The organism is Kribbella sp. NPDC000426 (assembly GCF_040300265.1).
In the GTDB taxonomy this organism is placed as follows: domain Bacteria; phylum Actinomycetota; class Actinomycetes; order Propionibacteriales; family Kribbellaceae; genus Kribbella.
In genome coordinates, this window is the sequence record NZ_JBEPDK010000007.1 from 151,146 (window position 1) to 169,495 (window position 18,350).

Annotated in this window: 17 protein-coding genes; 10 read left to right on the forward strand and 7 right to left on the reverse strand. The window is 68.4% G+C overall.

Annotated elements, in window-relative coordinates:
- Window positions 1–73 precede the first annotated feature (73 nt).
- From ABT313_RS32335 to ABT313_RS32345, 3 genes are all read left to right on the forward strand, one after another.
- The gene (locus ABT313_RS32335) at window positions 74–358 is read left to right on the forward strand and encodes a DUF3311 domain-containing protein (RefSeq protein WP_350861644.1); all 285 of its coding nucleotides are present in this window, start codon (window positions 74–76) and stop codon (window positions 356–358) included.
- Window positions 355–2,010 carry a monocarboxylate uptake permease MctP gene (mctP, locus tag ABT313_RS32340; RefSeq protein WP_502884045.1) on the forward strand — a complete coding sequence of 552 codons (1,656 nt, stop codon included), beginning with the start codon at window positions 355–357 and terminating at the stop codon, window positions 2,008–2,010. The genes ABT313_RS32335 and mctP overlap by 4 nt, the downstream gene beginning before the upstream one ends.
- Window positions 2,011–2,125: 115 nt before the next feature.
- Window positions 2,126–2,764: a DUF5317 domain-containing protein gene (locus ABT313_RS32345; protein ID WP_350861646.1), complete on the forward strand. Its 639-nt coding sequence runs from the start codon at window positions 2,126–2,128 to the stop codon at window positions 2,762–2,764.
- Here the strand turns inward: ABT313_RS32345 and ABT313_RS32350 are convergent.
- Window positions 2,726–4,006, reverse strand: coding sequence for an HD-GYP domain-containing protein (locus ABT313_RS32350; RefSeq protein ID WP_350861648.1), 1,281 nt, complete (start codon window positions 4,004–4,006; stop codon window positions 2,726–2,728). The two genes, ABT313_RS32345 and ABT313_RS32350, sit on opposite strands and share 39 nt — an antisense overlap.
- Window positions 4,003–5,358 (reverse strand): HD-GYP domain-containing protein, encoded by a 1,356-nt coding sequence (locus tag ABT313_RS32355; protein WP_350861650.1) that lies wholly within the window; start codon window positions 5,356–5,358, stop codon window positions 4,003–4,005. The genes ABT313_RS32350 and ABT313_RS32355 overlap by 4 nt, the downstream gene beginning before the upstream one ends.
- Window positions 5,359–5,623: 265 nt before the next feature.
- Here ABT313_RS32355 and ABT313_RS44765 point away from each other — a divergent pair, with 265 nt between their 5' ends.
- Together ABT313_RS44765 and ABT313_RS32360 are read left to right on the forward strand one after the other, a co-directional pair.
- Window positions 5,624–5,698: a 50S ribosomal protein bL37 gene (locus ABT313_RS44765; RefSeq protein ID WP_369759046.1), complete on the forward strand. Its 75-nt coding sequence runs from the start codon at window positions 5,624–5,626 to the stop codon at window positions 5,696–5,698.
- 278 nt (window positions 5,699–5,976) lie between these two features.
- Window positions 5,977–8,457, forward strand: coding sequence for a tetratricopeptide repeat protein (locus tag ABT313_RS32360; protein WP_350861652.1), 2,481 nt, complete (start codon window positions 5,977–5,979; stop codon window positions 8,455–8,457).
- Between the two features lie 12 nt (window positions 8,458–8,469).
- Here ABT313_RS32360 and rsrA read toward each other — a convergent pair whose 3' ends face one another.
- The 4 genes from rsrA to ABT313_RS32380 form a co-directional block, all read right to left on the reverse strand.
- Window positions 8,470–8,748, reverse strand: coding sequence for a mycothiol system anti-sigma-R factor (gene rsrA, locus ABT313_RS32365; RefSeq protein ID WP_130439634.1), 279 nt, complete (start codon window positions 8,746–8,748; stop codon window positions 8,470–8,472).
- Entirely contained in the window at window positions 8,745–9,428 is a 684-nt protein-coding gene (locus ABT313_RS32370; protein WP_350861654.1) for a sigma-70 family RNA polymerase sigma factor, read from the reverse strand. The genes rsrA and ABT313_RS32370 overlap by 4 nt, the downstream gene beginning before the upstream one ends.
- A 111-nt stretch (window positions 9,429–9,539) precedes the next feature.
- Complete coding sequence (locus tag ABT313_RS32375) at window positions 9,540–10,181, reverse strand: alpha/beta hydrolase family protein (protein ID WP_350861656.1); 642 nt, start codon at window positions 10,179–10,181, stop codon at window positions 9,540–9,542.
- Window positions 10,182–10,237: 56 nt separating this feature from the next.
- Window positions 10,238–11,038, reverse strand: a complete 801-nt coding sequence (locus tag ABT313_RS32380) for an SOS response-associated peptidase (protein ID WP_350861658.1) — start codon at window positions 11,036–11,038, stop codon at window positions 10,238–10,240.
- Window positions 11,039–11,116: 78 nt separating this feature from the next.
- On the opposite strand from ABT313_RS32380, the gene ABT313_RS32385 reads away from it, so the two are divergent.
- The 4 genes from ABT313_RS32385 (at window position 11,117) to ABT313_RS32400 (ending at window position 14,036) form a co-directional block, all read left to right on the forward strand.
- A complete protein-coding gene (locus ABT313_RS32385) occupies window positions 11,117–11,569 on the forward strand; it encodes a MarR family winged helix-turn-helix transcriptional regulator (protein ID WP_350861660.1) in 453 nt (150 codons plus the stop codon).
- A gap of 4 nt (window positions 11,570–11,573) precedes the next feature.
- Window positions 11,574–12,053 (forward strand): universal stress protein, encoded by a 480-nt coding sequence (locus tag ABT313_RS32390; RefSeq protein WP_350861662.1) that lies wholly within the window; start codon window positions 11,574–11,576, stop codon window positions 12,051–12,053.
- Between the two features lie 89 nt (window positions 12,054–12,142).
- Window positions 12,143–13,900, forward strand: coding sequence for an MFS transporter (locus tag ABT313_RS32395; RefSeq protein WP_350861664.1), 1,758 nt, complete (start codon window positions 12,143–12,145; stop codon window positions 13,898–13,900).
- A gap of 4 nt (window positions 13,901–13,904) precedes the next feature.
- Window positions 13,905–14,036, forward strand: coding sequence for a hypothetical protein (locus ABT313_RS32400; protein WP_350861666.1), 132 nt, complete (start codon window positions 13,905–13,907; stop codon window positions 14,034–14,036).
- An 824-nt stretch (window positions 14,037–14,860) separates the two neighbouring features.
- On the opposite strand, the gene ABT313_RS32405 is transcribed toward ABT313_RS32400, so the two are convergent.
- The gene (locus ABT313_RS32405) at window positions 14,861–15,694 is read right to left on the reverse strand and encodes a hypothetical protein (protein WP_350861668.1); all 834 of its coding nucleotides are present in this window, start codon (window positions 15,692–15,694) and stop codon (window positions 14,861–14,863) included.
- A 274-nt stretch (window positions 15,695–15,968) separates the two neighbouring features.
- Here ABT313_RS32405 and ABT313_RS32410 point away from each other — a divergent pair, with 274 nt between their 5' ends.
- A complete protein-coding gene (locus ABT313_RS32410) occupies window positions 15,969–18,272 on the forward strand; it encodes a sigma-70 family RNA polymerase sigma factor (protein ID WP_350861670.1) in 2,304 nt (767 codons plus the stop codon).
- Window positions 18,273–18,350 lie beyond the last annotated feature (78 nt).

Genomic DNA, 18,350 nt, shown 5'->3' on the forward strand with positions numbered 1-18,350 from the left:
CCTGAAGGTCTAGTACGTACTGTCATCGAACGGTAGCGTGCTGCGTTGCGCCTGTGTCCCGAGGAGGTTTGCAGTGTCTCGATTGTCCGCGGTCAGACCCGCGTACTGGATCTCCGGTGTGTTGCTGGTGGTGGCGGTTGTCGTACCGCTGCTCGTGCCGACGTACGCCAAGGCCGACCCCCATCTGTGGGGCTTCCCGTTCTTCTACTGGTACCAGCTGATGTGGGTCTTCCTGTCGGCGATCCTCGTCAGCATCAGCTACCGGCTGCTCCGTGCCGAGGAACGCCGGCGCCGGGCCGCGCAGGGACTTGGTGACCCTGACGCTCCGGACGCCGACACCGAGGAGGCCGGCCGGTGAACACGAGTGTCGACTGGGTGCAGCTGATCATCGTCGTCGTCATCTTCGGCGCCGTCACCGTGATGGGCTTCATGGCGTCGCGCTGGCGCAGTGCCGGTCATCTGGACAACCTCGACGAGTGGGGTCTCGGCGGCCGGAGCTTCGGTACGTTCGTCACCTGGTTCCTGCTCGGGGGCGACCTGTACACGGCGTACACGTTCATTGCGGTGCCCGCCGCAATGTATGCGACCGGTGCGATCAGCGGCTTCTTCGCCGTTCCGTACACGATCGTCGCGTATCCGATCGTGTTCGTCTTCATGGCCCGGCTGTGGTCGGTCTCGCACCGGAACGGGTACGTGACGCCGGCTGACTTCGTCAGCGGCCGGTACGGCAGCAAGGCGCTGTCGCTGGCGGTCGCGGTCACCGGCATCCTCGCGCTGATGCCGTACATCGCGCTGCAGCTGGTCGGTATGCAGGCGGTCTTCGAGACGATGGGTCTCGGCGGGAACAACACGCTGGCCAAGGACCTCCCGCTGCTGATCGCGTTCGCCGTCCTCGCGGCGTACACGTATTCGTCCGGGCTGCGGGCCCCGGCGATGATCGCGTTCGTCAAGGACTTCCTGATCTACGTGGTGATCCTGGTCGCGATCTTCTACCTGCCGCACGTGCTCGGCGGCTGGGACTCGATCTTCGGTGCGGCCCAGGAGAAGATGGCCAAGCCGAACCCGGTGACGGGCAAGCCGACCGGTTCGTTCATCCCGGGCAACGCGGGCTACGTGTCCTACTGGACGCTGGGTCTGGGTTCCGCGATGGCGCTGTTCATGTACCCGCACTCGGTGACGGCGGTGCTGTCGACGAAGACCCGCAACGTCGTACGGCGGAACGCGGCGATCCTCCCGGCGTACTCGCTGCTGCTGGGTCTGCTCGCCCTGCTCGGCTTCATGGCGATCAAGGCGAACGTCAACGTGAAGGGTCTGGACGGGCTGGCCAACCCGCAGCTGGCGATCCCGCGACTGTTCGACCAGGAGTTCCCGTCGTGGTTCGCCGGGATCGCGTTCGCGGCGATCGCGGTCGGCGCGCTGGTGCCGGCGGCGATCATGTCGATCGCGGCGGCGAACCTGTTCACCCGCAACATCTACCGCGCGTTCATCAAGCCGTCGGCGTCACCGGCCGAGGAGGCCAAGGTCTCCAAGCTGGCGTCGCTGCTGGTGAAGGTCGGCGCACTGGTGTTCGTGCTCGCGATGGACAAGACGATCGCGCTGAACCTGCAGCTGCTGGGCGGTATCTGGATCCTGCAGACGTTCCCGGCGATCGTTGTCGGTCTGTACACGCGCTGGTTCCACCGGTACGCGTTGCTGACCGGCTGGGCGGTGGCGATGGTGTTCGGCACGATCTCGGCGTACAACGTGGTGAACCCGGCGACCAAGAAGCACTTCGGCGGATCGCTGGCGAACATCCCGGGCACCAACACACCGGCCTACATCGCGCTGACCGCGTTCGTGCTGAACGTGCTCATCGTGATCGTGCTGACGGTCGTGTTCCGGGCGCTGAAGGTGCCGGACGGGCAGGACACCACGCACCCGACCGACTACCTCGCCGACCGCGGCGACCCGGGTGTGAAGGACCTGCCGGAGATCCTCGACGACGGCGGCGCCGCAACCGCGAAGTCCTGAGCTCCATGTAGCGGCGGTCCGGTCTCCGGGCCGCCGCTACTTTTTGCAGCTAAGTCGACACGCTGCGGGGTCAGCTTGCCCGGTTTCGGGCCGCGGGTTCGGCAGAATCGCACACGTGCTGCTGGTCCTCCTCGTCATGGTGATCGCTGCCGGGGCGGCGCTCGCGACCGGCGGCGGCTTCGGACGGCTCGCGACCAACACCCTGACCGGCGTGCACTGGCTGGCTGCCGCAGCAATCGGGCAACTGCTCGGCTCGGCCTTCGGAGGCACGGTCTACCCGGTCGGTCTGATCGGTTCCGCGGTCTGCATCGCAGTCTTCCTGCGGCTGAACGTGCGTCATCCCGGCGTCGGCCTGCTGGCGCTGGGCTTCTTCAGCAACGCTGTTGTCGTCGCGTTGAACGGCGCGATGCCGGTGTCCCTCGCGGCCCTTGCCCGGGCCGGCGTGGGCTCGGCGGTCGTCAACGATCCGCGGCACGAGTTGTCCGATACCGCGACGCACCTGCCCTGGCTCGGGGACGTCGTACCCGTGGCCCTTCCCTGGCTCGGCCAGGCCGTCAGCCCTGGCGACGTACTGATCGCCGCGGGCGCCGGCCTCTTGCTGTACGCCGGGATGGGCGCCTCGGGACGGGTGCCCGCGACCTCCGCGCCGGTCTGGGACGACCTGGAACCCTGCGCCGGAACTCCCGCGCTGCTCAGGCTGTCGCCTGAGGCCTGCTCAGAAGCGGAAACCGCGACCGATCACGCGCCTGAGTGACTCGACCACGACCGGGTCATACTCCGCACCGATGCCCAGCCCGATCGATTCCATCGCCTTGTCCGGCGACTGCCCCGACCCCTCCCCCACCAGCTGTTCGTAGGCCAGCGCGACATTCACGATCCCGCTCTCGACCGGGATGTCCGCGTTGTTGGCCCGCCCCTGCCGGTACGGATCGTTGGAGTGCCTGACGATCTCCGCCACATGATCCAGCACCCCCGACCGCTCGATCACCGAAGCCCCGATCTCCGCCGCCCGCTGCCGCTCCTCCCGGGTCCGCAACAACGAAGCCCCACCCGGACTAGGATCCGCCAACGCCAACTGCCCCACCCCGGACAACAGCGCCGCATACTCCAACGCCTCCATCCGCCCCGGCGTCAACCCCAGATCGTTGCCGATAGCCACCGCCAACGTCGCCGTCCGCGCATTCTGCCCCGGACTGCTGAATCCCGCGATCTCCGTACTCCGCGCCATCGACCGCACCGTGGTCCGATAAGTCCGCTGCGCCGAAGCAAACCGCCGAAACGCAAACTGCGTCAACAACAACGGCACCACGACCAGCGGCGGGGCCCACAACCCGACGAGCGAGGTGCCCGCCGCGAGCAGCACACCGCCGATCCCCATCGCCATACCGATCTGGCCGAGGATGACGAGTTCGTCGCGGAGCCCGGCCGGGAACGGCCGGTTGTACCGCTCTGTCGCCTGCCCTGCACCGATCAAGGCATCGGTCAGTCCGGCCGCCAGTACACCGAGGAACATGGCACCGATGATCGGCATCGACTGCCGCCAGGATCCGTTCCAGCTCTCGCTCTCCGGGATGAGTGCGGAGAACACCACGGCGGCGCAGGCCACCGACAGCACCCGTCGGCAGGAGACGACGACGTCCCAGCGGAGGCCTGAGACCGCACGCGGAGCGACCCCGATCATCGTCGCGATGCCCACCACGGTGATGATCTGGGCGATGTCCGGCGGTGTCAGCGCCGGACCGCGGAGCATCGCGTACCCGAGCGCCGCGCTGGTGGCGATCGGCGCCCGGTTCCGGTTGCCGTAGACATTGAACTGCACCATCTCGCCGATCGCGATCAGCGCGCCGAACGTGATCGCGAAGGACCACTCGGAGACACCGCTGCGAACGGTCATCAGCAGGGCTGCGATTCCGACTGCTGCGCCGGCCACCAGGATCACGACGCCACTGCCCAGGTTGCGGGTCGCGAACCGGTCGGCCTCGGCAGGAGCCGTCATCCCGGGGCCGCCGCTGAACCGGACGCGCCGCCGCCGTTGCCGAGGCTCAGGTCATCGTGATCGATGCTGAACTGGACCGAGGCGTCCGGCGCGGGCTGGACCGCGTCGGCAGCCTGCCAGCCCTCGGCCCGGATGACCTTGACGAAGGCGTCGACGAGGTGCGGATCGAAGTGCGAGTACTTGTCTTGTTCGAGGATCGCCAGCGTCTCCTCCACGCCGCGCGCGGGACGGTACGAGCGCGTCGAGGTCAGGCAGTCGAACGCGTCGACGATCCCGATCACGCGGGCGAAGTACGGAATGTTCACACCGCTGAGGCCGGCCGGGTACCCGCTGCCGTCGTACTTCTCGTGGTGATGCAGGACCGCGGACTTCACTTCCTCGAGGAACGGGATGTTGCCGATCAGCTCCACACCCCGCGCGGGATGCAGCCTGATCGCGTCCATCTCGGAATCGTCCAGCCGGCCGGGCTTCTGGATGATGCTGGTCGGAACACCCACCTTGCCGACATCGTGCAGCAGCCCGGCGTGCTCCAGCGCGCTCTGCCGGTCCTCGCTGAGCCCCAGTTGCCGACCGAGCAGGCCGACGCCTTCACTGACCCGCTCGGAGTGGCCCCGGGTATAGAGGTCCTTCACCTCGATCAGCTGGATGAAAGCACGCAACGCCGCGGACTGAGCGCGGCGCTCGGCGGCGTACTGCGAGAGGGCCCACCTGGCCACGACCAAGGGGCCCAGGATCAGGAAGGCCGCGAAGATGTTGAGACCGCCCAGCCAGATCACAGCCATCGACAGGCCGAGCAGACCGTACCCGAGCAGCGGGACGGCGGTCGTACGGACGACGTGCCGCAGGAACTCCGCAACAGCATGGTGGCCGCGCTCGAGGCCCAGGACCATCGTCAGCAACAGCGCATTGACCAGGAGCAGAGCGAACGTTGCGGCAGTGACCGCGATGATGGCGTCCGGAACCCGGTGGAACACCTCGTCGCCGACCGGGCCGTGCAGCGCCGCGTAGACGACGGCGGCAGCCGCGGCGGACAGAATGCGCTGGGCACTGTTGAAGACCCGTTTGATCAGCGGCGCCCGGGCCTGGGCCAACGATCCCACGGCCGCGACAACGACGGCTGCCGCGGGACCTACCACGACATAGACGGCGGCCAGCACAACTGAGACGAGCTCCACAGGGCGCTCGGTGTGCACGGACCGTAAGGCGCTGGCAACTAGGGCGAGCAGGCAGAAGCCGGCTACCAGCAGGGGTTCTTCAGTCTGGCCGAGGGCCAGCACCAGAGAGGCAAGAGCGGCCACCGCGGTGGCCGCGACAGCAATCGGCAGGGTCCTTCTCCGAGGGCTCAATGCCATTCATGCCCTCCATGGCAGAAGGATCACCAGTCCCAGGCGTCGCCGGTCATCATACGTCACCTCCGATCAGCGGTCGCGGTCTTACGCCCAGTCGGATTGCGAGGCGTAGGGGGGCAGACAGCACATCGCTGACTCGTCTGAATTTTGCTCATAACGGCTGCGCCGAAACACTGTAAGCCCAACCGTGACCCGCCGCCGACTCAGCAGTAGCTAGCGTGGTATGAGAGACTGTGACTCTTTGCAGTTGTTTCAAGGAGGCTTAGAAATGGGTAAGACCGGCCGGAAGCGCCGTGCACGCAAGAAGAAGGGCGCAAACCACGGCAAGCGCCCGAACGCCTGAACTCAGGCGGCTACAGACAGCGAGGACCTCGGAGAAATCCGGGGTCTTTGCGATTTGGTCACAGCTTTACAGCAGACCACTTTTATATGAGGTCTTGTATTCGGAGAGTCTCCGCCTGCATACCGAATGCTATCTTTCAAACAGTCGTTGGATTTCGCTGCCGGACGCCCACCCCCTGTGGACAACGGCAAACGGCCGTCGGCGGATCCCCCTAGAGTTGGGTCCGGGATGTTTCCGGTACTGACCGATATCGGGGTGGATCCGAGGAGGGCGCGACGATGAGCGACGCTGCGATGCCAACGCTGAGCGAGCTCCTCCGTACCTTCCGTGCGCGGGCCGGCCTGACCCAGGCCGCGCTCGCCGAGCAGGCCGGCCTCAGCGAGCAGGCCATCAGCGTCCTCGAACGCGGCACCCGCAGCCGTCCGCGGATCGACACGATCCGCGCCCTCACCAAAGCGCTTGATCTCACCGCGGCGGAGGCCGAGCAGTTCCTCACCGTTGCCCGCGGCAAGAGCAAGACCGGCAAGCCGCGTGACGATCCGCCGAAGGAGTCGTCCGCGGTCGACCAGTTTCCGACGCCATGGCAACTACCTCCGGCGGCTCGCGACTTCACCGGCCGAGCCGCCCAGGTCGACGCGATCCTGTCGGTGCTGCGCGATCCCACCGCGGCCGGCTCCGCCGCCGTCGGGCTGGTCACCGTGTCCGGTATGGGCGGTATCGGGAAGACCACGCTCGCGGTCCACGCGGCGCACCAGTTGGCCGACAGCTACCCCGGCGGCCAGCTCTACCTCAACCTGCGCGGTTACGGCCCGGGCGCACCGATGAGCCCGGGCGACGGCCAGCGTCACCTGCTGCGATCACTCGGCTTCGATGTCACGTCGATCCCTGATGACGTCGACGAAGCGGCGGCCGTGCTGCGGTCCCAGCTCGCCGGCCGCCGGGTGCTGATGCTGCTCGACAACGTCGCAGACGTCGGGCAGGTCCTGCCCTTGCTGCCCGGCAGTGCGGGATCGGCCGCGATCATCACCAGTCGGGGCTCGTTGGTGAATCTGCCGGGCGCCAGGCAGATCCTGCTCGACGCTCTGTCGGAGTCGGAGTCGGTCGAGCTGCTGGCCGGTGTCATCGGTCCGGGCCGGGTGGCGGCCGAGCCGGACGCGACCCGCGTCCTCTCGTCGTACTCCGGGCGCCTGCCGCTCGCGATCCGGTTGGTCGGCGGTCGGCTCGCGGCCCGGCCGACCTGGCCGATCCAGCACTTCGTCGACCTGCTGCAGGACGAGGAGCGCAGGCTCGACAGCCTCGGTTCCGACGAGACCGGCGTCCGCGCCAGCATCGCCAGCTCGGTTCACTTCCTCGAGACGAGCGACCGCGAGCTCGACCGGCAAGCCGCCGCCGCGCTGCCGCTGCTGACGGTTCCGGACGGTTCCGACCTGACGACGGAGGTGGTGGCGGCGCTGCTCCAGCTTCCGCGCCGCCGGGCGGACGCGATCGTCGAGCGTCTCGCCGACCTGAATCTGCTGGAGTCCGTTGCCCCGTCGCGCTACCGGTTCCACGACCTGATCCGAGCGTACGGCCGGGAGGTTGCCGATCGGACGCTGAGCCAGGCCGACCGTGACCAGGCCCTTGCGCGAGTCGTCCGGTTCTACACCCAGGCCGGCTGGGTCTGCCATGCGCTCACGCATCCGACCAGTCCGCGGTTGCCACTGGCAACCGTAGGCACCAGCGAGCTGCTCCCAGCCTTCGGCGGTCGGGAACCGAGCCTGCGTTGGCTCGACGGAGAACAGCGGAACTTGCTCGACCGCGTCCGGCAGGCGCGGCAGTCGGGCCTGGCAGACGACGTACTGCTGGCAGAGACCGCGCTCGCGTTCTTCGGGTATCACGAATCACGACGTCGCTGGCAGGAGATGCGCGAGCTGGGCGCCGGGGCGATCGAGCTCGCACAGCGCCACGATCGCCCGGCGACCGCCGCCTGGCTGCAGCACGACAGCGCTATTCCCGATGCGGAGAACGGCGACCCTGGTGCCGCGATCGCCCGCGTTCTGGTCGCTCTGGAGATGTTCCGGGCCATCGACGATCTCTTCGGGCAAGCACGCTGTTGCTCGTCCCTGGCCTACTTGCTCGGCCTGGAAGGCCGGATCGACGAAGCCTTGGAGTATGCCCGGGCAGCTCTGTCGCTGAGTCGTGCGATCCGGGACCAGACACTGGAGGGTGTCGCACTGACCGCGGTCGCCGGGCTGTACGACCGTGTCGGCGACTTCGAGCGTGCGGACACGGCGTTCGCCGAGGGCATTGCCCTTGCGAAGCAGGCCAACGACACGCGAGCCATGTTCAAGCGGTACGTGAACGCGGGCTTCGCGCACCTCCAGGTAGGCCGGTACCAGGACGCCGTGGAGATGGCGTTGCAGGCGCTGGACGTGATGGTGCGGGCCGGCGATTCGACCTTCCAGGCCGAGAGCCACCATCTGCTCGCGCTCGCGTATGCCGCCCAGGGCCGGTACGACACTGCCGTCAGCCACATCGACTCCGGTCTGCGCAGCGCGCGAACCGCCGACGACCCGGAGCGCGAAGGACGCTTATACATCGAACTGGCCAGAATCAATGCGGCGACCGGCCGGCGAAGTGACGCCATCGAGCAGTTGAACACCGCATTGCGGCTGTTGCGAAATGCATCCGCCGTTTACTTCGCGGACGCGCGTCAACTACTGGAGAAACTCGACCGCGGCGAAAGCGTCGACTACTACTTCACGACCCACTCGATCTGACCGCGGACGCCGTCAATCCGTGGTGGTGATGGTGGTTTCTACCTGGATTTGGGTGAGGCGGAGGAGGATTTTCTGGCGGAGGGCGTCGGGGGCGTGGTCGGAGCCGCAGGAGCGGTGGACCAGTTTCTTGACGCAGCGTTCCAGGTCGTATTCGTCCAGGCAGGGGGCGCACTCTTCGAGGTGCTGCCGGATCTCGTCGGAACTGGCGTCCTCGAGTTCGTTGTCGATGAAGACGTAGACCCGCTGCAGGATCTCTCCGCAGTCGACGTCGTGGTGCTCGCCGCAGCTCACGACTCCTCCTTCTCCGCGTCCGCGCCGGTGCTCGCCGCGGTCGCGTCCGTACTCTCGTCCACACTCTCGGCCGCGCTGTCCACACTGTCGGCCGCAGCCGGGATCAGGCCGCGGTCCCGTGCGTAGTCGCCGAGCAGGTCACGTAGCTGGCGCCGGCCGCGGTGCAGCCGCGACATGACGGTGCCGACCGGTGTGCCCATGATCTCGGCGATTTCCTTGTAGGCAAAGCCCTCGACGTCGGCCAGGTAGACAGCCAGCCGGAAGTCCTCCGGGATCGACTGCAGGGCCGACTTGATGTCGGAATCGGGCAGGTGCTCGAGAGCGACCGCTTCGGCCGACTTCAGCCCACCGGGAGTGTGCGACTCGGCAGCGGTGAGCTGCCAGTCCTCGATCTCCTCGGTGGGCGACTGCGTCGGCTGACGCTGCCGCTTCCGGTAACCGTTGATGAAGGTGTTGGTCAGGATCCGGTACAGCCACGCCTTCAGGTTGGTGCCCGGCGTGAACTGGTGGAACGAGCTGTACGCCTTCGCGAAGGTGTCCTGCACCAGGTCCTCGGCGTCGGACGGATTGCGGGTCATCCGCATCGCCGCGGCGTACATCTGGTCGAGGAACGGCAGGGCTTCGCGTTCGAACCGCGCGGTGCGCTGCTCGGGTGTCTCGGTCGTGGTGGGAGTCGGCATCGTGATCGAGAATACCGGTGACTTCCCAGTACTCCGCTCCGGAGCCACTCTCGTCGCCATCATGTTCGTCACAACACGCCTGGCCGTGACGTCATTCCCGACCGTGGACCGTTATCCGGACACCTCACGGGTGACCCACTCGAACACGGCCTCGACCAGCAGGTCGTACGTCTCCTGCTGGTCCAGCTCGGCCCGCTTCGGCACCTTGAACGAATGGTCCGCGTCCGGCACGACGGCCATCTCGGTCAGCGGCGGGAACTCCTCCGGCGTACCGAACGGATCCCGCTCGCCCTGGACGACGAGCGTCGGCAGCCCGGCCTGCTGCAGTTCGTCGACGCGCGACTTCTCCGGCTTGCCGGGCGCATGCAGCGGGAACGACATCGCGAGTACGCCGGAAGCGCCCAAGCTGCTCGCCGTACGACAGGCCACCCGGGCGCCGGCGCTGCGGCCGCCGATCACCAGCGGCGTCCGAACCCGCAGCTGCCCGATGATCGCGATCCAGGCCTCGTCGAGCACCTTCGGCGCCGGCGCGAGCTTGCGGCCGGCGCGACGCCAGGGCTGCTCGATCAGGAACACGTTCATGTCCTGCTTCGGCAGCCGGCCGGCCAGCGCGGCCAGGTCACCCGACTCGATCCCGGCCCCGGCGCCATGACCGAGGGCCAGCGTCGCCACCGGCCGGCGGGCCCGGTACGCGACGATCCGGGCCTCCCCGTGCGGTGTCCCCACAATGCGTTCGTCGGTCACCCGCCCCATCCTGTCATCAGCGACCGGATTCGGTGGACAGGAAACCCACAACAGCCGAGAACAGCTCAGAACAGCGTGGTTTCCTCGGGCGCCTGCGGTTTGTCCAGCGGGTCCACGCCGTCCGGGGGCAGCGGGTCGAGCAGGTGACGGCCGTTGTTCTTGACCGAGCTGACCGCCTTCGACACGGCGTACGCCTCGAGACGGCCCGGTGCAGCCGGGACCAGCAGCTCCAGCAGGTCGTCGGTGTCGGACGACAGCGGGTCGAGCCACGCGTCGTACCGCTCGCGCTCGACGAGGAGCGGCATCCGGTCGTGGATGCGGCCGAGGTCGTCGGTGGCCGAGGTGGTCAGGACGGTGCAGGTCCACAGCCAGGCGTCGTCGGAGTCCGGGTCCTCGACGGACTTGTCCCGCCAGATCTCGTACAGCCCGGCCATCGACAGGATGCTGCCGTCCGGCGGATGGATGAAGTACGGCTGCTTGACCGGCTTGCCGTTGACCTTCTCCTCGGCGGTGTACCACTCGTAGTACCCGTCGGCGGGCAGGATGCAGCGCCGGGTCTGGAAGGCCTTCTTGAAGGCCGGCTTCTCCGCGACCGTCTCCATCCGGGCGTTGATCAGCCGGTTGCCGATCGAGGTGTCCTTGGCCCAGGACGGCACCAGCCCCCATTTGACCGTGGTCAGCTTCCGGATCGTCTGGTCCGGGACCTCGCGGTTCTTCCGCTCGACCACCGCGACCACCTGGTTGGTCGGCGCGACGTTGTAGTTCTCACCGAGCTCCTCGACGGACTCGCGCACGTTGCCCGCCTCGATCTCGAACTCCTCGACGAGATCGGACGGGGCCCGGCCGGACGCGTATCTACCGCACATACCCACAGCCTAGTGACCGGCACGGACAAGTCCGCGGTTTCATCACCAGATCTATATAGACGCGCCTATACTTGTCGCATGACCGCAGGCAACGACGCCGTGGGCGAGGTCCTCTTCGGGCTCGCCGCCGTGGCGATCAGGCGCCGGGACCGCACCCTGAGCCTGACCGCCGTCTCCGTGCTGTCGACCCTGGAGCGCACCGGCCCGCGGCGGCTGACCGACCTGGCCGTCAGCGAGGAGGTCACACAGCCGTCGATGACCGCGCTCGTGACCCAGCTGACCGACCTCGGCCTCGCCGAACGGAGGCGCTACCCCGGCGATGCCCGGGTGGTCCTGGTCGCCGTCACCGAGGCCGGGAGCCGGCAGCTCCGGGCGATGCGCGCGGCGGGGGCGTCGCAGCTGACGGAGCTGATCGGCAAGCTCGACGACCAGGACACCGAGTCGCTGACCGCGGCCCTGCCTGCCCTCCAGCGCCTGATGGAGCTCGCCGGCGAAAGTCAGGACAGCCGCACCCCGTTGCCGAAGAGGTGACCAGATGAACCACGACGCCGAAGAACGGCGCATCCAGCTCCGTCAGCAGAAGGCCCCCGGAACACCGGCCATCGTGGTCGGGATCGACGGTTCGGCCACGAGTTGGGACGCGTTCGCCTGGGCCGCCGGCGAAGCCGTCCGCACCCGCGGCCACCTGGTCGCGGTCTACGTGATGCCGTACGCCGAACCGACCGCGATCCTCGCCGCTCCCTACGCGTACGGCGCGGCCGCGAGCAGCCGGCAGGAGCTGGCCGACGAGATCAAGGCCGACGCGGTCCGCCGGGCGGGCGAGGCCGGCGTACCGATCAGCTTCGTCAGCGAGTACGGCGAGGCGATCGGCACCCTCACCGAGATCGCCCGCACCGTCGACGCGCATCTGATCGTGGTCGGCCGGTCGGCGAAGCGCTGGCACCGCCTGACCGGCTCGCTCGGCCACCGGCTCACCTGCCGCAAGGACGCACCGGTCGTCGTGGTGGTGCCCTGACGGTGCCCTGAGCGGGGCCGGAGGGCCACCTCCGGTAGCGAGATACAGTTAGTTTTGCTAACGAAATCTATCCCGTGGGGAAGTGCCTTGTGAGTGCAGGCAACAAGCCGGCGTCCCGGTTCGCGGTCGAGAAGGATCACCCCCGTTACAAGTGGGTGGCGCTGTCGAACACGACGCTCGGGGTGCTGATGGCAACCATCAACTCGTCGATCGTGATCATCTCGCTCCCGGACATCTTCCGGGGCATCAAGCTCGATCCGCTCCGGCCCGGCAACGTCAGTTATCTGCTCTGGATGCTGATGGGTTTCCTGGTCGTCACGGCGGTGCTCGTCGTGACGCTGGGCCGGCTCGGCGACATCTACGGCCGGGTGAAGATCTACAACCTCGGCTTCACGGTGTTCACGATCGGGTCGATCGCGCTGGTGTTCGACCCGCTCACCCAGAGCAGCGGCGCGCTCTGGCTGATCCTGTGGCGCATCGTCCAGGGTGTCGGCGCCGCGATGCTGTTCGCCAACTCGACGGCGATCCTGACCGATGCGTTCCCGGCCGACCGCCGCGGCTTCGCACTGGGCATCAACCAGGTCGCCGCGATCGGCGGCTCGTTCATCGGGCTGATCGTCGGCGGCGTACTGGCGCCGGTCGACTGGCGGCTGGTGTTCTTCGTGTCGGTCCCGTTCGGCCTGCTCGGCACGGTCTGGTCGTACCACAGCCTGCGCGAGACCAGCACCCGCTCGGCGGCGAAGATCGACTGGTGGGGCAACGCCCTGTTCGCGGTCAGTGTGACGGCGATCCTGGTCGCGATCACCTACGGCATCCAGCCGTACGGCGGGCACACGATGGGCTGGACGAGTCCGTGGGTGCTGGGCGGGCTGATCGGCGGGGTCGCCCTGCTGGTCGCGTTCTGCCTGGTCGAAGCGAACACGGTCGATCCGATGTTCGACATGTCACTGTTCCGGATCAAGGCGTTCTCGGCGGGTAACCTGGCCGGCTTGCTGGCGTCGGTCAGCCGCGGCGGCCTGCAGTTCATTCTGATCATCTGGCTGCAAGGCATCTGGCTGCCCTTGCACGGCTACAGCTTCTCGAGTACGCCGCTGTGGGCAGGCATCTACCTCCTTCCGCTGACGGTGGCGTTCCTGCTCGCGGGTCCGCTGTCGGGCTACTTCTCCGACCGGCTCGGGGCGCGGGCGCTGTCGACCGGCGGGTTGTTGCTCGTGGCCCTCAGTTTCCTCGGCTTCATGCTGCTGCCGACCGACTTCAGCTACTGGGCGTTCGCCGGCCTGCTGGTGCTGAACGGCGTCGGCTCCGGGCTGTTCTCCGCGCCGAACACCAGCGCGATCATGAGCAGCGTCCCGGCCAACCGGCGGGGTTCCGCGTCGGGCATGATCGGCACGTTCCTGAACTCGGGGACGTCGCTGTCGATCGGCGTCTTCTTCACGCTGATGATCATCGGCCTGGCGCAGACACTGCCTCGCACGTTGACCGAGGGTCTGCGGTCCCACGGCGTCGCACAGGCCGCAGCAGTAGCCATCGGCAACCAACCTCCCGTCGGCAGCTTGTTCGCGGCGTTCCTCGGCTACAACCCGATCGGCACGGCACTCAGCAGCCTGCCCGCATCAGCCGTCAAAGGCGCGGACGTGGGCACGCTGACCAGCAAGGCGTACTTCCCGCAGCTGATCTCGGAGCCGTTCCACCACGGGCTGGTGATCGTCTTCTCGATCGCAATCGGCATGTCGCTGATCGCGGCCTGCGCCTCCCTGTTCCGCGGCCCGCGCTACATCTACACCGACTCAGAGGTACTGCCGGCGCCGGTCGCTGCGGTCCCCGAAGGCCACCAGTCAGCTCGGTAGTCGCATGCGAGCGACAGCAGTCGGCTGGGTAGGCGTCGGAGCGCCCGCCCAGCAGTCGCAGGTGAGCGGCAGCGTCACGCCGGCCCAGGTACGTCGACGGACCAGTCGCACGACGTGGCGCCTGCCGACCGGGTAGTCGCATGCGGGCGGCAGCGTCACGCAGGCCCAGGTACGTCGACAGACCGGTCGCGGACCCCAGCACGACGTACGGCTGGTTGTCGCGCGACGTGGCGCCTGTCGGCCGGATAGTCGCATGCGGGCGGCAGCGTCACGCAGGCCCTAGTACTTCGACGGACCGGTCGCGCGACGTGGCGCCTGTCGGCCGGGTAGTCGCATGCCGGCGGCAGCGTCACGCAGGCCCTAGTACTTTGACGGACCGGTCGCACCGCCGCCAGGTAGTCGCATGCGGGCGGCAGCCTGCTGCGGACCCAGCCAACGATCCACGGTCCGAGCAGCGTGGCGCCACCCGCCCGCAGTCACCTGCGAGCGATAGCGAGCAGACCGCCGGCGCCAGCCGGCAGAACCCGGCGATAGCCGGCACGTACGGCGATAAGCCGGGGGCGGGTGGGAACGCGCGGAGCGGGCGCGGGTGAGGAGCGCAGCGACGAACGGAGCGGGCGCGTAGCACGCGGGGGGCACTCACCCCGGCGCCAGCCGGCAGAACCCGGCGATAGCCGCAAGAACCCGGCGGCAGCCGGCACGTACGGCGATAAGCCGGGGGCGGGTGGGAGCGCGCGAAGCGGACGCGGGTGAGGAGCACAGCGACGAACGCAGCGGGCGCGCCGCACGCGGGGGGCACTCACCCCGGCGGAGCGGGCGCGTAGTGCGCGGGGGTGGTCGGCGTACGGCGGGAGTAGATGGGTACGGGCAAGCGACGGTGGATCGCCCACCCCGTGTTAGGCGATCCACCGTCGGACTGATGCGCCCGGCCGCCCCCCTGTTGGCGCCCGGACGCAGGTCTCAGGGTCTGGCGAGCTCGTCGAGCAACCTCCCGGCCATCTCGTCGCTGCCGGGCAGACCTTCGATCCAGATCCGGGCCAGCTGGGGTACGTCGGTGTCCAGCCGCCACTGGGTGATCAGGGCTCGTACCGTCGCGACCTGCTCCGGCAGGTTCGGCTCGCGGCCGACGAGCGCCGCCGCGCGGCGTGAGCCGACGCGACCCAGTACGTCACCGCCGCAGAAGACGATCCGCAGGCATTCCGCGACGTCGACGAGCCGGAGCTCGCGGTCGAACGGCGACGTACCCGCGGGATTGAGCGGCTCGACAACCACCAGTGCATGGGTTTGCGGTACGGAAGTTCCACGGAACTCCGCCTCTCGATAGAGCTCTCCCAGCCGGGACCGCAGGTGCGCCAGGCTGGACAGCCCGGTGAGCGGGTCCTCGCAGGACAGCGAGTGCAGGTAGACCAGTGATGCTTCGGCCCAGCTGGAACTGAGTGCGCGTACCGCTTCGAAAGCCGGCTCGCCCCCGGCGATCGAGCGGTACAACGCACTCAGCCCATCAAGTGCCTCCACCAGCGAGACTCCGTCGGTCGCCAGCTGACGACCGACCTCGTCCGATGCAGGCACAACGTCGGCTCCGTCCGTCAGCGCCTCCGCGATTGCGAGGTAGGCGCTGTGGTCGGTGCCGTCTGTGCCGTGCGGCTCCCTCCGTCCGCACGGTTCCACCCCCGTGAAGTCCCCCGTGTCTTTTGACGACGCCTCCGGCTGGGTCCGGGCGGGCGACCCCGCCAGGTTCAGGGACTTGGCCGGACGCAGGTCGAACCGTCTGCGGAGATCCGCGAACAGCGACATGGCCCTCCTCGAAACAGCCCCGTCAGTCTCCCGACCGGTCGGCCGGAAGCGTCGTACGCCGAAGAGACAGACCGTGACGCGGTTCATGACGCGGATTCGCAGAAGTTTTTTCGGGCGTAACTTCGGCCCTGGTGATCTCGTCAGACAAGAGGCACGATTCCGCGTCAGGAAGGGTGCACGATCTCGTCTCTCGTGGGAGCCTTGTCCTCGGCAACTAAGTGACGGATCGTCACGTTGCCGCACACAGAGTTGTTATGAGCCCACGGGGAGATCGATGGACACGCCGCCAGGCCAGCCGGAGGTAGCCGGCGACGCCGAACTGATCGCGCGCGTCCGCAACGGCGACCTGGAGGCGTACGGCGAGCTCTACGCGCGGCATCACCACGCCGCCGAGCGGATGGCGCGCCAGCTCGTCCCGGCCAACGACGCCGACGACCTGGCCAGCGACGCGTTTGCCAAGGTGCTGGACGCGCTCCGGGCCGGCGGCGGCCCGGACATCTCTTTCCGCGCCTATCTGCTGACGACGGTACGGCGGGTGCACGTCGACCGGATCCGCTCCGGGAAGAAGGTGCAGTCCACCGACGACATCGCGTCGTACGAGCGGGAGCCGGAGACGTTCGACGACCCGACGGTCACCGGCTTCGAGAGCGGTGCGGCGGCGAAGGCGTTCGCGAGCCTGCCCGAGCGCTGGCAGGCCGTGCTCTGGCACACCGAGGTCGAAGGCGAGAAGCCGGCCGCGATCGCTCCCCTGCTCGGCCTGACCGCGAACGGCGTGTCCGCGCTGGCCTACCGGGCGCGTGAGGGTCTGCGCCAGGCGTACCTGCAGCAGCACCTCGCCGACGTCGCCGGCGACCGCTGCCGGTGGACGACCGAGCGCCTCGGCGCCTACGTCCGCGGCGGCCTGACCAAGCGCGAGAACCGGAACGTCCGCGAGCACCTGGACGACTGCTCGAAGTGCACCGCGGTGTACCTCGAGCTCGTCGAGGTCAACAGCGCTCTGCCGGCGCTGCTCGCCCCGGCCCTACTGGGTACGGCGGGCCTCGGCTACCTGGCCGCTGCGTCCGGCGCGAAGGTCGGACTGGTCGGCTTCGTCGTCACCGGCTGGAAGAAGGTCACCGAGAACAGCACGCGTACTGCGGTCGCCGGAGGTGCGGTCGTGGTCGTCGCGATCGCCGCCGCGCTCGCGGCGATGGCGCTGACCGGCAACGACAAGCCCCAGGCTGCGATCGACAAGCCGCCGACCCAGCAGCCGACGCAGCCGCCCGGGCAGAAGCCGACGGTCCCGCCGGTCGTGCCGCCGTCGGTGAAACCCCCGTCGACCAAGCCGCCGGCGTCCAACCCGACGACGGCTCCGACGACAGCGCCCACGACAGCGCCGACCACGGCGCCCACGCAGCCGACGCCGACACCGACAGCCACCACTCCGGTCCCGACGACGCCCACTCCGACACCGACGACGCCGACACCGACCACGCCCATCCGCTACCCCGGCATGGTCGAGATCACCATGCCGGCGGGCGGCGGCGCACCGGCCGTCGCGCCGGCGAACCGCGGCCCGGCCGTCGAGGCATCCGGGTCCGCGGCCGGCGGGATCCGGTTCGTGATCACGATCAAGCCTCCGGCCGGCAACGCGAACCCGGTGACGATCACCTTCAAGTACGGCGCGGAGCTCGCCTGGCCGATCAACGGCAACCCGCCGGGGTGGACCTGCAGCGCGACGACCGAGACCTGTACGGCGGCCGACCCGGCGCAGCCCAAGCCGATCCCGGTGACGTTCGCGGCCCCGACCGGCGGATCCGTCGACGACCGGACCTTCACGGTGAACGCCAAGACCGGGCGGCTGTACGACTACGCGTCGCGCACGCTGACGACCGCGCCGAGCACCGACGAGAACCTGCTGAAGATCGTCGCCGGCAAAGCCGACCCGGACGTCCACCACCGGATCATCACCGTTGCCCCGCGCACCGACCGGACCAAGGTGACGCTGAAGCTCAGCTACGGCTCGGCGTTGGAGTGGCCGATCGCCGCGAACCCGGCCGGCTGGACCTGCTCGCAGAAGACCAAGACGTGTACGGCGCTGAACCCGGACAAACCGGCCCAGCTGCCGGCGAACTTCGACGTACCCGATGACTCGTCGACCGCTGCGCGCACGTTCACCGTGGCCGCGACGGCGGACCTGGTCAGCGACACCGACTCCGAGGTGCTGCCGGCGGTCCAGCAGGACGAGTCGCTGCTGCAGATCCTCACGCCGACGCCGCAGACCGACCCGAACCCGTTCGTCTACAACCGGTTCCTGCAGGTCAACGGCGCCACCGGGCGGAAGGTGACCCTGGACATCTCCTGGGGCCGCAACCTGGTGTTCCTGCCGTCGTGGGCCAGCGGCTGGACCTGTGACCGGACCAGCGACATCCGGCGTGCGACCTGCTGGACGAACAGCTACAAGAAGCCGCTCAACTCGGAGTGGAACGCGTGGCTGCCCGGCACCGGGTCGAACAACGCGATCACCGTGCACGCCCGGCTCGGCGGCCGCGAGGACACCGACAGCGTCCAGATCCCGCCGACGTCGTCGCGCCGGTGAACAGTGCTGTTGGTGAAAATGCGGTTGCCCGATCCCTTACTCTGTAATTGTTCGCGCTGACGGAACCGAGTAGCGCCG

Bases quoted from the DNA above. Each gene is read 5' to 3' on its own strand.
- ABT313_RS32350 (WP_350861648.1), bottom strand. From the start codon at position 4,006: ATGACGGCTCCTGCCGAGGCCGACCGGTTCGCGACCCGCAACCTGGGC.
- ABT313_RS32355 (WP_350861650.1), bottom strand. From the start codon at position 5,358: ATGGCATTGAGCCCTCGGAGAAGGACCCTGCCGATTGCTGTCGCGGCC.
- ABT313_RS32360 (WP_350861652.1), top strand. From the start codon at position 5,977: ATGAGCGACGCTGCGATGCCAACGCTGAGCGAGCTCCTCCGTACCTTC.
- ABT313_RS32370 (WP_350861654.1), bottom strand. From the start codon at position 9,428: ATGCCGACTCCCACCACGACCGAGACACCCGAGCAGCGCACCGCGCGG.
- ABT313_RS32375 (WP_350861656.1), bottom strand. From the start codon at position 10,181: ATGGGGCGGGTGACCGACGAACGCATTGTGGGGACACCGCACGGGGAG.
- ABT313_RS32380 (WP_350861658.1), bottom strand. From the start codon at position 11,038: ATGTGCGGTAGATACGCGTCCGGCCGGGCCCCGTCCGATCTCGTCGAG.
- ABT313_RS32385 (WP_350861660.1), top strand. From the start codon at position 11,117: ATGACCGCAGGCAACGACGCCGTGGGCGAGGTCCTCTTCGGGCTCGCC.
- ABT313_RS32390 (WP_350861662.1), top strand. From the start codon at position 11,574: ATGAACCACGACGCCGAAGAACGGCGCATCCAGCTCCGTCAGCAGAAG.
- ABT313_RS32400 (WP_350861666.1), top strand. From the start codon at position 13,905: ATGCGAGCGACAGCAGTCGGCTGGGTAGGCGTCGGAGCGCCCGCCCAG.
- ABT313_RS32405 (WP_350861668.1), bottom strand. From the start codon at position 15,694: ATGTCGCTGTTCGCGGATCTCCGCAGACGGTTCGACCTGCGTCCGGCC.
- ABT313_RS32410 (WP_350861670.1), top strand. From the start codon at position 15,969: ATGGACACGCCGCCAGGCCAGCCGGAGGTAGCCGGCGACGCCGAACTG.